Annotated in this window: 11 protein-coding genes; all 11 read left to right on the top strand. The window is 51.4% G+C overall.

Annotation, left to right across the window (positions count from 1 at the left end; all coding sequences use genetic code 11):
• The first annotated feature begins 13 nt into the window (after positions 1-13).
• On the top strand, positions 14-2,221 hold the full coding sequence (locus tag IQ22_RS21495; RefSeq protein ID WP_244309363.1) for a bifunctional prephenate dehydrogenase/3-phosphoshikimate 1-carboxyvinyltransferase: 2,208 nt from the start codon (positions 14-16) through the stop codon (positions 2,219-2,221).
• Positions 2,218-2,904 (top strand): (d)CMP kinase, encoded by a 687-nt coding sequence (gene cmk / locus IQ22_RS21490; protein WP_145145850.1) that lies wholly within the window; start codon positions 2,218-2,220, stop codon positions 2,902-2,904. The genes IQ22_RS21495 and cmk overlap by 4 nt, the downstream gene beginning before the upstream one ends.
• Before the next feature lie 144 nt (positions 2,905-3,048).
• The gene (gene rpsA, locus IQ22_RS21485) at positions 3,049-4,731 is read left to right on the top strand and encodes a 30S ribosomal protein S1 (RefSeq protein WP_145145848.1); all 1,683 of its coding nucleotides are present in this window, start codon (positions 3,049-3,051) and stop codon (positions 4,729-4,731) included.
• A gap of 206 nt (positions 4,732-4,937) precedes the next feature.
• Positions 4,938-5,219 (top strand): integration host factor subunit beta, encoded by a 282-nt coding sequence (gene ihfB / locus IQ22_RS21480; protein WP_145145846.1) that lies wholly within the window; start codon positions 4,938-4,940, stop codon positions 5,217-5,219.
• A 270-nt stretch (positions 5,220-5,489) separates the two neighbouring features.
• Positions 5,490-5,708, top strand: coding sequence for a hypothetical protein (locus IQ22_RS21475; RefSeq protein WP_145145844.1), 219 nt, complete (start codon positions 5,490-5,492; stop codon positions 5,706-5,708).
• A 154-nt stretch (positions 5,709-5,862) separates the two neighbouring features.
• Positions 5,863-6,837 carry an NAD-dependent epimerase/dehydratase family protein gene (locus tag IQ22_RS21470; protein ID WP_244309361.1) on the top strand — a complete coding sequence of 325 codons (975 nt, stop codon included), beginning with the start codon at positions 5,863-5,865 and terminating at the stop codon, positions 6,835-6,837.
• A 1-nt stretch (position 6,838) separates the two neighbouring features.
• Positions 6,839-7,849: an MraY family glycosyltransferase gene (locus tag IQ22_RS21465; protein WP_145145842.1), complete on the top strand. Its 1,011-nt coding sequence runs from the start codon at positions 6,839-6,841 to the stop codon at positions 7,847-7,849.
• A gap of 42 nt (positions 7,850-7,891) precedes the next feature.
• A complete protein-coding gene (locus IQ22_RS21460; RefSeq protein WP_145145840.1) occupies positions 7,892-9,862 on the top strand; it encodes a polysaccharide biosynthesis protein in 1,971 nt (656 codons plus the stop codon).
• Positions 9,863-10,122: 260 nt separating this feature from the next.
• Positions 10,123-11,187: a dTDP-glucose 4,6-dehydratase gene (rfbB, locus tag IQ22_RS21455; RefSeq protein WP_145138774.1), complete on the top strand. Its 1,065-nt coding sequence runs from the start codon at positions 10,123-10,125 to the stop codon at positions 11,185-11,187.
• Positions 11,188-11,252: 65 nt separating this feature from the next.
• Entirely contained in the window at positions 11,253-12,134 is an 882-nt protein-coding gene (gene rfbA, locus IQ22_RS21450) for a glucose-1-phosphate thymidylyltransferase RfbA (protein WP_145138777.1), read from the top strand.
• Positions 12,134-12,665: dTDP-4-dehydrorhamnose 3,5-epimerase (gene rfbC / locus IQ22_RS21445; protein WP_145138781.1), on the top strand; the 532-nt coding region annotated here is incomplete at its 3' end. The genes rfbA and rfbC, both read left to right, overlap by 1 nt.

The following is a 12,665-nucleotide window of genomic DNA, read 5'->3' as shown; positions in this document are numbered from 1 at the left end:
TAAAAAGACGCCCTTGATTGGGCGGCTTGTTGTTGTCGGGTTGGGTTTGATCGGTGGATCGTTCGCTAAGGGGATCAAGGAAAGCGGACTATGCCGTGAGGTAATAGGCGTAGACCGAAACCCTGATACTCGGCGCCAGGCGGTCGAGCTGGGAGTTGTAGATCGTTGCGAAGAGCATTTGGCTAACGCGTGTCTGGGGGCGGATGTCGTTCAGCTGGCAGTTCCGATCCTGGCAATGGAAAAGGTGTTGGAAGAGCTTTCAACCTTGGACTTGGGACAGGCTGTATTAACAGATGTAGGTAGTGCCAAGGGCAATGTTGCGAGAGCTGCGCAAAGAGCCTTTGTTGGGAGGCCGCTGCGCTTTGTGCCAGGTCATCCCATTGCGGGGTCTGAAAAGAGCGGTGTCACCGCCGCCAATAGTAAGCTCTTTAGGCGGCACAAGGTCATTTTGACCCCCTTTGATGCTATCGACGAGCAAGCGCTAGTCTTGATAGATAAATTGTGGCGAGCCCTCGATGCAGATGTTGAGTACATGAGCATTGAGCATCACGACGAGGTCTTGGCGGCCACAAGTCATCTTCCGCATCTATTGGCCTTTACCTTGGTTGAATCCTTGGCCAAACGCAGTGAAAATCTGGAGATCTTTCGCTACGCTGCGGGCGGTTTCCGGGATTTTACCCGTATCGCCGGTAGTGATCCGGTCATGTGGCACGATATCTTCCTGGCCAATCGTGAAGCAGTCCTGCACACATTGGATACTTTTCGCGACGACCTGGATGCGCTGCGCCAGGCTGTTGTTACTGAGGATGGGCATCAATTGCTGGGCGTGTTTACTCGCGCCCGCGCTGCCCGCGAGCATTTCGGCAAAATTCTGGCCCGCCGGGCCTATGTGGACCCTATGCAAACTAAAGACTTGACCTACATTGCCAGCCCTGGCGGCAGCCTGTCCGGGCGCATCCGTGTTCCAGGCGACAAATCCATTTCCCATCGCTCGATTATGTTGGGCTCCTTGGCTGAAGGCACAACTGAGGTAGAGGGTTTTCTTGAGGGTGAGGATGCGCTGGCAACCCTACAAGCGTTTCGTGATATGGGAGTCGTGATTGAGGGCCCCAACCAGGGGCGTGTCACCATTCATGGCGTTGGTCTGAATGGTCTTAAGCCACCGCCAGGGCCTTTGTATCTGGGTAACTCAGGCACCTCCATGCGGCTACTTTCCGGCTTGCTGGCGGCTCAACCGTTTGATACTACGCTCACCGGTGACGCCTCGCTTTCCAAGCGTCCTATGAATCGTGTCGCTAAGCCGCTGCGTGAGATGGGAGCAGTGATCGAGACGGCAGAGGAGGGACGTCCCCCGCTGATTATTCGGGGTGGACAATCCCTAAAAGGAATCCACTATGACATGCCCATGGCTAGTGCGCAGGTTAAGTCCTGTCTGCTGCTTGCGGGCCTGTATGCAAAAGGCGAAACCTCAGTAACCGAGCCGGCTCCAACTCGCGATCATACGGAGCGCATGCTGCGTGGTTTCGGTTACCCTGTCAGTGTTGAGGGCAGTACAGCAAAGGTTTCCTCTGGGCATCGCCTGACAGCTACGCATATCGAAGTGCCCGCGGATATCTCTTCGGCAGCCTTCTTTCTGGTGGCAGGTAGCATTGCCGAAAACTCGGAACTGGTTCTTGAGCATGTTGGCATCAATCCGACCCGTACGGGTGTGATTGATATCTTGCGCCTCATGGGAGCTGATATCACATCAGAGAACCAGCGTGAGGTAGGGGGGGAGCCGGTGGCAGACCTGCGTGTGCGCTCGGCACCGCTTACCGGTATCGAAATTCCTGAAGAGCTCGTGCCGCTGGCAATTGATGAGTTCCCTGTACTGTTTGTAGCGGCTACCTGCGCTAAAGGGCGTACGGTTCTGCGGGGCGCTGAGGAGTTGCGTGTCAAGGAGTCAGATCGCATTCAAGTGATGGCTGACGGTTTGAAAATTTTGGGCGTACAGGCTGAGCCTACGCCAGATGGTATCGTCATTGAAGGCGGGCCAATGGGAGGTGGTGAGGTGGAAAGCCATGGCGACCACCGAATTGCAATGGCGTTTAGTGTCGCTTCTCTGCGGGCAAGCGCTCCGATTCGCATCCATGATTGCGCCAATGTTGCGACATCTTTTCCGACGTTCTTGAGTCTGGCCGCCCAGGCGGGCATCCGAGTTAAAGAAGAGGCTATCGCATGATGAGTACTGCTCCGGTTATTACCATTGATGGACCTGGAGGCTCGGGAAAAGGCACGATTGCAGCGCTTCTTTCGCGGCGCCTGGGGTGGAATCTATTGGACTCCGGAGCCTTGTATCGACTATTGGCATTCGCTGCGCGTAATCATGGAGTCGACCTTACTAATGAGGAGTCGCTGAAAGCCTTGGCAGCCTATTTGGATGTTCAATTTCAGGTAGGGCATGAGCATGGTCAGCGAATCATTCTTGAAGGTGAGGATGTTACCGATTTCATCCGTACTGAAGATATTGGAGCGGGTGCTTCTCAGGTCGCCATATTGCCTGCTGTTCGTGATGCTTTGCTCCAGCGGCAAAAGGCTTTTCGTGAGGCGCCTGGACTTGTAGCGGACGGCCGCGATATGGGGACGGTGGTTTTCCCGGATGCCGAACTGAAGGTTTTTCTGACCGCTAGCACGGAGGAGCGTGCTAAACGGCGCTACCTTCAGTTGAAGAAAAAGGGGGAAAGTGTTAGTTTATCCGCCCTTCTCGAAGAGATCCGTGAGCGCGACGAGCGTGATACACAGCGTGCCGTTGCTCCTCTTAAGCCAGCAGATGACGCGATTGTGCTGGATTCTACGGATCTATCGATTGAACACGTGCTCGACCACATCCTTGACTTGGCTGCTCAACGCGACCTGGCGGGATGATAGCCAGATAACCCTTTTGGATATCTGGTGAAGGCAGGCGGGGACCAGTCCCAACCCGTTTGCTGGATTTTTACAACGAACCCCGCATTGGCTGGTAATGCGGTAGACCGGGCGCATCGTGTGCCCAACACTACAGGTATAAACATGAGCGAAAGCTTCGCAGAACTCTTTGAAGAAAGTCTGAAATCCCTCGACATGCAGCCGGGTGCCATCATCACAGGTACTGTGGTTTCCATCGATGGTGACTGGGTAGTTGTCGACACTGGCCTGAAATCTGAGGGTCTCGTTCCGCTCGAGCAGTTCTACAACGAACAAGGCGAGCTGACCATCAACGTGGGCGACCAAGTCCATGTGGCTCTCGATGCCGTGGAAGACGGTTTCGGCGAAACCAAAGTGTCTCGCGAGAAAGCCAAGCGTGCTGAGTCCTGGCTGGTCCTGGAAGCTGCATTCAACGCTGACGAAGTGGTCAAAGGCGTTATCAACGGTAAGGTCAAGGGTGGTTTCACCGTTGATGTTAGCGGCATCCGTGCGTTCCTGCCGGGTTCCTTGGTTGATGTCCGTCCTGTACGTGACACGGCTCACCTGGAAGGCAAAGAGCTCGAGTTCAAGGTCATCAAGCTTGATCAGAAGCGCAACAACGTAGTTGTTTCCCGTCGTAGTGTGCTTGAGGCTGAAAACAGTGCCGAGCGTGAAGCGCTGCTGGAATCCCTGCAGGAAGGTCAGCAGGTTCGCGGTATCGTCAAGAACCTCACCGATTACGGTGCGTTCGTTGATCTGGGCGGCGTAGATGGCCTGCTGCACATCACTGACATGGCGTGGAAGCGTATCAAGCATCCTTCCGAGATCGTCAATGTTGGCGACGAGATCGATGTTAAGGTTCTGAAGTTTGACCGTGAGCGTAACCGCGTTTCTCTGGGTCTGAAGCAGCTGGGCGAAGACCCATGGGTTGCTATCAAGGCGCGTTACCCAGAAGGTACTCGTGTTCAGGCTCGTGTTACCAACCTGACCGACTACGGCTGCTTCGCTGAGCTGGAAGAGGGCGTTGAAGGTCTGGTGCACGTATCCGAAATGGATTGGACCAACAAGAACATCCACCCGTCCAAGGTCGTCCAGGTCGGCGACGAAGTGGAAGTTATGGTTCTGGATATCGACGAAGAGCGTCGTCGTATCTCCTTGGGTATCAAGCAGTGCCGTCCGAATCCGTGGGAAGAGTTCTCCGGTCAGTTCAACAAGGGCGATCGCATCTCCGGTACCATCAAGTCCATTACTGACTTCGGTATCTTCATCGGTCTGGATGGCGGTATCGACGGTCTGGTTCACCTGTCTGACATTTCCTGGAACGAGCCGGGCGAAGAAGCGGTACGTCGCTTTAAGAAGGGCGACGAGCTGGATACTGTTATCCTGTCCGTTGATCCTGAGCGCGAGCGCATCTCCTTGGGCATCAAGCAACTGGAAGACGATCCGTTCTCCAGCTATGCCGCTTTGAATGAGAAGGGCAGCATTGTTCGTGGTACTGTCAAGGAAGTTGACGCCAAAGGCGCCATCATCACTTTGGCCCACGAGATCGAAGGCGTTCTGAAGGCCTCTGAAATCAGCCGTGATCGCGTTGAAGACGCGCGCAACGTTCTGAAGGAAGGCGACGAAGTAGAAGCCAAGATCATCAGCATCGATCGTAAGAGCCGTGTCATCAGCCTCTCCGTCAAGTCCAAGGACGTTGATGATGAGAAGGAAGCGATGTCCTCTCTGCGTAGCACTAAGTCGGAGCCAAGCGCTGGCCCGACTACCATTGGTGACCTGATCAAGGCACAAATGGAAAACCAGGGCTAATAACTCTGGTGTCCAAAAAAGGGCGACTTCGGTCGCCCTTTTTTATGTCTTTTAACCGTGCATATGCCCTTCGTCTTAATGTCTAAACGAATAGTTGTGACGAGCTTTTCTATTGACTTTTACTGATTTTACCTTTTCAAAGCCAAGCGGTCATGCTAAAAGAAAGGGAAAGTGATCTAGCCGCTTGAAAAAAAAGGAAAAATTTTATGACCAAGTCGGAGTTGATCGAACGTATCGTAGCGGGTCAGGGGCAGCTTTCATCTAAAGATGTAGAGCTAGCTATTAAAACCATGCTCGAGCAAATGGCTCAAGCTCTCTCAGCTGGAGAGCGTATAGAAATACGTGGTTTTGGTAGTTTCTCGCTACATTACCGCTCGCCGCGCACTGGACGTAATCCTAAAACGGGCGAATCGGTGACACTTGATGGTAAATATGTTCCACACTTTAAGCCTGGGAAGGAGCTAAGAGACCGTGTCAATGAGCTCTGAAATTTCTTCTTTTTATTTAGTAAAGTATAAAGCTTTCATCTTGAGTTATCTTGGTTTTACTACCTATTCTTTTTTGAAGGTGGCTTCAATATTTCTGGTGTTATAAGGCTGCCTAAATTTTGGCGTATTTCCTTGTGGTGCCATAAGCTTGACAATTATAAAATTTCAAGGTTTTTTTTATAGTTTTGTTGGACATGTCTCTTTCTTTAGATAAGAATCCTCACAGCTGGTCCCTATGACCTCGTAGTCCACGTCAGTGAGGATGTCATCATGCGTCATTACCTGTTTATTTGGCTCGGTATCGCTGCCTGCTTCACTTTTATGCAGTTCGAAAACTCCCTGCTGGCGGCGGTGAGCCTGATGGTTAGTTGGGTAGTGGCTCTGCTGCTAAAGCCCGTTGCGCAGCCTAATTTATTCTCATCAATGTATCGGGTGGAAAAGCTGGCTTCGACAAAGCCCGTTATTAGGCCTTCGGTAAAGAATGCTTAGATTCAATGTTCGACAGTAGAAAAACCGGCCCTAATGGCCGGTTTTTTACGTTTTAAACATATGCTTTGTCTTTGTATTGAATAGGCCTGTCTGGATCAAATAAATAAGTAGTCGTGTAAGATGCTGTGTCATATGGCAGTAGTGAGTATGCTGAGTGCAACAAGAAGCAGTGATAACGAGGCGTGAAGGCGTTTTGGTCACCGGTGCCAGCGGGTTCGTGGGGAAAGCGCTTGTCAATAGCCTGCTCAGACAACGAATTCCCGTACGTATGGTGGTGCGCCGGGCTGCGAATCCTGGTTTTGATGAATGGGTTCGTGATATTCATGGTGAGACCGTTTGGGACGGGGCTTTTGACGGCATTGATACCGTTGTACACGTTGCAGCGCGAGTGCATATTATGCGGGGGTCCTCTGAAGGATCTGAAGTAGAGTTTCACCGGGTCAATGTGGCTGGCACGCTAAACTTAGCGTGCCAAGCTGTCGCTAGCGGTGTAAAGCGCTTTATCTTTCTGAGTAGCATCAAAGTGAATGGCGATTTTACCCAGCCAGGCGTTCCTTTTAGAGCTACCGACACGCCATGCCCCTCCGATGCCTATGCGCGTACTAAGCAGCAGGCTGAGTTTGAACTACTTCGTCTGGCTGAGCGTACCGGTCTGGAAGTGGTTATTATTCGCCCTCCCTTAATTTATGGGCCTGGCGTAAAGGCGAATTTCCGTAACATGCTGAAGTGGGTCGCTGCAGGTATCCCTCTCCCCCTGGGCGCTATTCATAACCGACGGAGTCTCGTGGCGCTAGAGAATCTGCTTGACTTGATTGATGTCTGCAGAACGCATCCGGCAGCGCCGGGCCAAATATTTCTAGTAAGTGACGGCGAAGATTTCTCTACGACCGAGCTGCTGCAGATTCTAGCGAATAGTATGTCTCGCCCTGCACGCCTGATTCCTGTGTCAGAGCGCTGGTTGATCGGACTGGCGCGCGCTTGCGGATATGAGGACATGGCCGTTCGCTTATGCAGTTCTCTGCAGGTTGATCTTGAGCATACCCATGACACGTTGGGATGGACACCACCTATGCAAGCCCGAAAATCGCTGAGCCGGGTCGCACGAGCCTACCTCGAAGCCAGACAATAAGATGTTGTTACTGATATTGCCAATTGTTGCTATCGTTTCTTGGCTTGGTACGGCTGCTTTGCGTCGCTATGCGCTGTCCAATCGGATTATAGATACGCCTAATGCTCGTAGTTCCCATGCTGTGCCTACGCCTCGGGGCGGTGGGATGGCTATTGTCGCAGTGTTTCTCCTGGCTATTGCCGGTCTGTATCAGGAGGGAATGATAAGCTTATCGTTCATGCTTGCTCTCATGGGCGGTGGCGGTCTCGTCGCGGTCATTGGCTTTTTGGATGATCATCAGCACATCGCTGCTCGTTGGCGCCTACTAGGCCATTTCGCCGCGGCGGGTTGGGGGCTTTATTGGCTCGGCGGTCTGGCTCCACTCGAATTAGGATCTTTTTACTTAGGCACGGGCATAGTCATGCAAGTGCTAGCGGTCTTTTATTTGGTTTGGCTGCTTAATCTATATAACTTTATGGATGGCATCGATGGCATTGCAGGTCTTGAGGCAATCAGTGTGGCGCTTGGTGGCGCGTTTCTATATGTCCTTACAGGCGCCCCTATAGCGGCCTGGGTGCCTGTCCTGCTAAGTAGTACCGTCTTGGGATTCCTATTGTGGAACATGCCGCCGGCACGGATATTCATGGGGGATGCTGGTAGTGGATTCCTGGGTATTGTGTTTGGGTTGCTATCCCTTCAGGCTGCCTGGGTTAATCCCAAGCTATTCTGGAGTTGGCTGATACTGCTTGGCGTTTTCGTGGTTGATGCGACCTGGACACTGATCCGGCGCCTGTTGAATGGAGAAAAACTTTACGAAGCCCATCGTAGTCATGCTTATCAGTGGGCCTCGCGACGATTCAGTAGCCATAAGGTTGTGACGTTAGGCGTTGCGGCTCTCAATTTATTTTGGTTATTGCCTTGCGCACTGTTAGTCGCCTGCGGATATCTGCCGGGCTTTTTGGGGCTTTTTCTAGCATATGTCCCTTTGTGCGTCTTGGCAGTAATATTTAAGGCTGGAGTCAGAGAGCTGTAGTCCTGACTGATTGTGTCGATAATCATAGGATAAGGACGGAGCATGCGTGAGCGTTTGGTGAGATTGAGTCGCCGCACGAAACGCCTGATCCAGGTAAGCGTAGACTGTGTGCTGATTTGGTTGGCGCTTTGGCTGGCCTTTTATATACGTCTGGGTTCGGTCGAAATGATTGAGCCCTTTGGGGGGCATGCCTGGCTATTCATTGTGACTCCTCTGGTATCTATCCCTCTGTTCATCCGGTTCGGAATGTATCGAGCGGTTATGCGTTACCTAGGTAATGATGCCCTGTTGGCCATTGCCAAAGCGGTAACTCTATCTGTTCTAATCTTGTCTTTAATTATTTATTGGTACCGCGACTTGCCAGAAATTGTGCCGCGATCCATGATTTTTAATTATTGGATATTGGGCCTTTTGTTCGTTGGGGGCCTGCGTCTTGCGCTGCGGCAGTACTTTCTTGGTAACTGGTATACAGCAGTGCCGTTCATCAAACAGCAGGACAGCTTAATTCGAGTGGCGGTGTATGGGGCTGGATCTGCTGGTAACCAACTGGTGGCAGCCCTACGCATGGGGCGTACAATGCGCCCAGTGGCGTTTATTGATGACGATAAGACGATTGCCAATCGGGTAATCGCTGGTATCCAGGTATATTCGCCTAAGCATATTCAACAGATGATTGATGTTACCGGGGCTGAAGAGATCCTCTTGGCAGTTCCCTCGGCCAGTCGCCGGCGTCGACGCGAGATCTTAGAGCTTCTAAAGGCTTTTCCATTGCACGTCCGCAGCGTACCCAGCGTCGCTGATTTAGCTAACGGTCGGGTGAGGGTTGAGGACATTCAGGAAGTTGACATTGCTGACTTGCTTGGGCGTGACTCGGTCAAGCCCAAGCAGGAGCTGTTTGATCGTTGTATACGAGGCAAAGTCGTTCTGGTTACCGGCGCGGGTGGGTCTATAGGGTCAGAGCTATGTCGCCAAATCATTGGTACAACTCCACAAACACTTCTCCTTTTCGAGCAATCAGAGTTCAATCTATACAGTATCCATGCCGAACTCGAACAGCGTATCCAGAGAGAATCACTTCCTGTCATTTTAATTCCTATCCTGGGAACCATTCGTAACGGTGAGCACCTCTTGCACGTCTTTCGGACTTGGAGCGTTGATACTATCTACCACGCTGCGGCCTATAAACATGTACCGATGGTTGAGCACAATATTGCGGAAGGTTTTCTGAATAATGTAATGGGTACTTTATATGCTGCCCAGGCAGCAATTCAGGCGGGTGTGCACAACTTTGTACTTATCTCGACTGATAAAGCTGTCCGTCCAGCCAACATTATGGGCGGCACTAAGCGTCTTGCCGAAATGATTCTACAAGCTTTAAGTCGAGAGCAAGCACCGGTGTTCTTGGGGGGGGAGTCTACAGTTCACCACGTCAACAAGACGCGCTTTACTATGGTGAGATTTGGCAATGTCTTGGGATCATCAGGCTCGGTAATCCCATTGTTTCGCCAGCAAATTAAGCATGGCGGACCGGTTACAGTCACTCATCCCAACATCACGCGCTTTTTTATGACGATCCCCGAGGCGGCGCAACTTGTCATCCAGGCAGGGTCAATGGGGGAGGGTGGTGACGTCTTCGTACTCGACATGGGCGAGCCGGTTCGGATAGTAGAGCTGGCTGAAAAGATGATCAATTTGTCAGGCATGACGGTGCGTTCCGAAAGTAATCTCTATGGCGATATTGAGATCGTTTTCACCGGGCTCAGACCTGGAGAAAAGCTTTACGAGGAATTACTAATCGGTAACAACGTGAGTCCGACAGAGCACCCTATGATTATGCGAGCTGATGAAAGCTACTTGCCTTGGGAACGCTATCGAGGTGCATTGCAAGAACTTTTAGAATGCCTATATGCCGAGGATTATGCTCGGTTAAGACAACTTTTGCGCGAGACAGTAGACGGCTATGTTCCGGAAGGCGAAATCGTAGACTGGATTCATTTGTATCAGCGTCGATGAGATAAGGTTGATGTTCTTTGATCCTGTCCACACAAAAGCTCTAGTGATTTCTATGCTTGGAACTTTTCAAGGGGAAAACTGTTTAACTCCAGTCTTCGTCGCAAAGCAGTGACGAGTCATGCAGTACGTCGTTGCTGTGATTTGATGACACTTGCAGGCTTCGCCGCGTCGAGCCTTGCAAGCTTCCCATGTATTTCGACTGCCAAGTAGTTCTCTTACGGAGCTATAGTGCGGGACGTTAACTATCAGGCAGGTTCAGGATGAAAGTTCTGGTAACAGGTGGTGCGGGTTTCATTGGTTCTGCAGTGGTCCGTTTTTTGATTAATGAGACTGAGTGTCAGGTTGCAAATGTTGATAAGCTGACCTACGCGGGCAACCTGGAGTCGCTGAACGAGGTTGCCTCTTCTGACCGTTATGAGTTTCACCAAGTCGATATCTGCGATAAGGCTGCGCTTGAAAAGGTATTTTCTACCTTCAAGCCCCAAGCCGTCATGCATCTGGCTGCCGAGTCGCATGTCGATCGTTCAATCGAAGGTCCTGCCGAGTTCATTCGTACCAATGTTTTGGGTACAGGGACTCTGCTTGAAGTAGCCCGCTCCTACTGGTTGGGGCTGGAGGCTGAAGCTAAAGAAGCTTTCCGCTTCCACCATATTTCTACGGACGAGGTATTTGGCGACCTACACGGTACAGATGATCTCTTTACCGAAACCACGCCTTATGCGCCCAGTTCGCCTTATTCAGCCAGCAAGGCTGGTAGTGATCACTTAGTTCGTGCCTGGGGCCGTACTTATGGCCTGCCAGTACTTATTACGAACTGCTCTAACAACTATGGCCCGTTCCATTTTCCTGAAAAGCTAATCCCTCACGTCATTCTAAACGCCATGCACGGCAAGTCTCTGCCGGTTTATGGTGACGGCTCGCAAATCCGTGATTGGTTGTTTGTTGAGGATCATGCCCGTGCCCTCTATACCGTGGTCACTAAAGGCCAGGTAGGCGAGACCTATAATATTGGTGGGCATAATGAAAAGCGTAACCTTGAAGTGGTAGAAACGATCTGTTCGCTTCTTGAAGAGCTAGCGCCTAACAAGCCAGCCGGCGTAAAGCAGTACCGCGATCTGATTACCTTTGTAAAGGATCGTCCAGGGCATGATCTTCGTTATGCCATCGATGCCAGCAAGATTGCTACCGAGCTGGGCTGGGTTCCGCAGGAAAGCTTTGAAACTGGTTTACGTAAGACGGTCGAGTGGTATCTGAGTAATCGTGACTGGTGGCAGCGTGTGCTATCGGGGGAATATCGCCTGGAGCGTTTGGGCGAGGCTGTTTAAGTAATGGTGTTCGAGCTCGTTGTATGTGTGTCGCTAACCCCTAAATTGGCTGAGAGGGATGTTCTATGAAAAAGTACAAAGGAATTCTACTAGCGGGCGGTTCCGGGACACGTTTACATCCTATTACCCTAGGCGTATCCAAGCAGTCTTTGCCGGTATACGACAAGCCAATGATTTATTATCCGCTATCTGTGCTAATGCTGGCGGGTATTCGTGAAGTGTTGATCATTTCTACACCAACCGATCTACCAGGCTTCAAGCGTATGTTGGGTGATGGCAGCCAATTTGGCATTGAGCTAAGTTATGCCGAACAGCCTAGCCCAGATGGATTGGCGCAAGCTTTCATTATCGGCGCTGAGTTTGTTGGTGAAGACAATGTTTGTCTGGTGCTAGGCGATAACATCTTTTATGGTCAACACTTTACACAAAGTCTAGCTCAAGCCGCCCAGCGCGAAAAAGGCGCTACTGTATTTGGTTACTATGTAGCTGACCCCGAGCGTTTCGGTGTGGTGGACTTCGATGAGAGTGGCAAGGCGTTAAGCATAGAAGAAAAGCCGAAGAAGCCCAGGTCAAACTATGCGGTAACTGGCCTTTACTTCTACGACAATGACGTTCTGGATATCGCTGCTAATATCAAGCCTTCACCGCGGGGTGAGCTTGAGATTACCGATGTGAACAATGAATACCTGCGTCGCGGCGATTTGAACGTGTCGGTATTAGGACGTGGTTTCGCCTGGCTCGATACCGGCACACATGATGCCTTGCTGGAAGCGGGGCATTTTGTGCAGACCATTGAAAAGCGCCAGGGGTTAAAAGTGGCCTGCCTTGAAGAAATCGCTTTGCAAAAAGGCTGGGTAACCACAGAACAGGTCGCCTTGCAGGCGGAGGCGCTCAGTAAAACGGGCTATGGCCAATATCTGGCACGTCTGATTGCAGGAGCGCGTTAATGGAAGTGATCGATACGGTCATTGATGACGTAAAGCTCATTCAACCGCGTATCTTCGGTGATGCGCGGGGGTTTTTCTTGGAAACGTTCCAGGCGGAGCGTTATGCAGAGAAGGCAGGGATAACACTACCTTTCGTTCAAGATAACCATTCACGCTCTTGCCGAGGCGTCTTGCGCGGTTTGCATTTCCAGCGTAGCCGCCCTCAAGGCAAGTTGGTTAGGTGTGTTCGAGGCGAAGTGTTGGATGTTGCGGTAGACATTCGTCAGGGCTCGCCGACTTTCGGGCGTTGGGTTGCGGAAGTTCTTTCTGAAGACAATAAGCGACAGCTTTGGATTCCGCCGGGTTTGGCGCATGGATTTGTAGTGCTGTCCGAGACGGCTGACTTTGAATATAAGTGCACTGATTATTACGACCCCACCGATGAAGGCTGTTTGATCTGGAACGATCCTGACTTGGGTATCGACTGGAAAGTCAGTGAGCCGCAACTGTCCGCTAAGGACGCTCAAGGGCTGCGTCTGTCGGAGCTTTATT

The organism is Pseudomonas duriflava (genome assembly GCF_007830155.1).
In the GTDB taxonomy this organism is placed as follows: domain Bacteria; phylum Pseudomonadota; class Gammaproteobacteria; order Pseudomonadales; family Pseudomonadaceae; genus Chryseomonas; species Chryseomonas duriflava.
This window is presented reverse-complemented; position numbering and strand designations above follow the sequence as displayed.

Excerpts from the sequence above, each read along its gene's own strand:
- cmk (WP_145145850.1), top strand. The coding sequence starts at position 2,218 with ATGATGAGTACTGCTCCGGTTATTACCATTGATGGACCTGGAGGCTCG.
- rpsA (WP_145145848.1), top strand. The coding sequence starts at position 3,049 with ATGAGCGAAAGCTTCGCAGAACTCTTTGAAGAAAGTCTGAAATCCCTC.
- ihfB (WP_145145846.1), top strand. The coding sequence starts at position 4,938 with ATGACCAAGTCGGAGTTGATCGAACGTATCGTAGCGGGTCAGGGGCAG.
- IQ22_RS21475 (WP_145145844.1), top strand. The coding sequence starts at position 5,490 with ATGCGTCATTACCTGTTTATTTGGCTCGGTATCGCTGCCTGCTTCACT.
- IQ22_RS21465 (WP_145145842.1), top strand. The coding sequence starts at position 6,839 with ATGTTGTTACTGATATTGCCAATTGTTGCTATCGTTTCTTGGCTTGGT.
- IQ22_RS21460 (WP_145145840.1), top strand. The coding sequence starts at position 7,892 with ATGCGTGAGCGTTTGGTGAGATTGAGTCGCCGCACGAAACGCCTGATC.
- rfbB (WP_145138774.1), top strand. The coding sequence starts at position 10,123 with ATGAAAGTTCTGGTAACAGGTGGTGCGGGTTTCATTGGTTCTGCAGTG.
- rfbA (WP_145138777.1), top strand. The coding sequence starts at position 11,253 with ATGAAAAAGTACAAAGGAATTCTACTAGCGGGCGGTTCCGGGACACGT.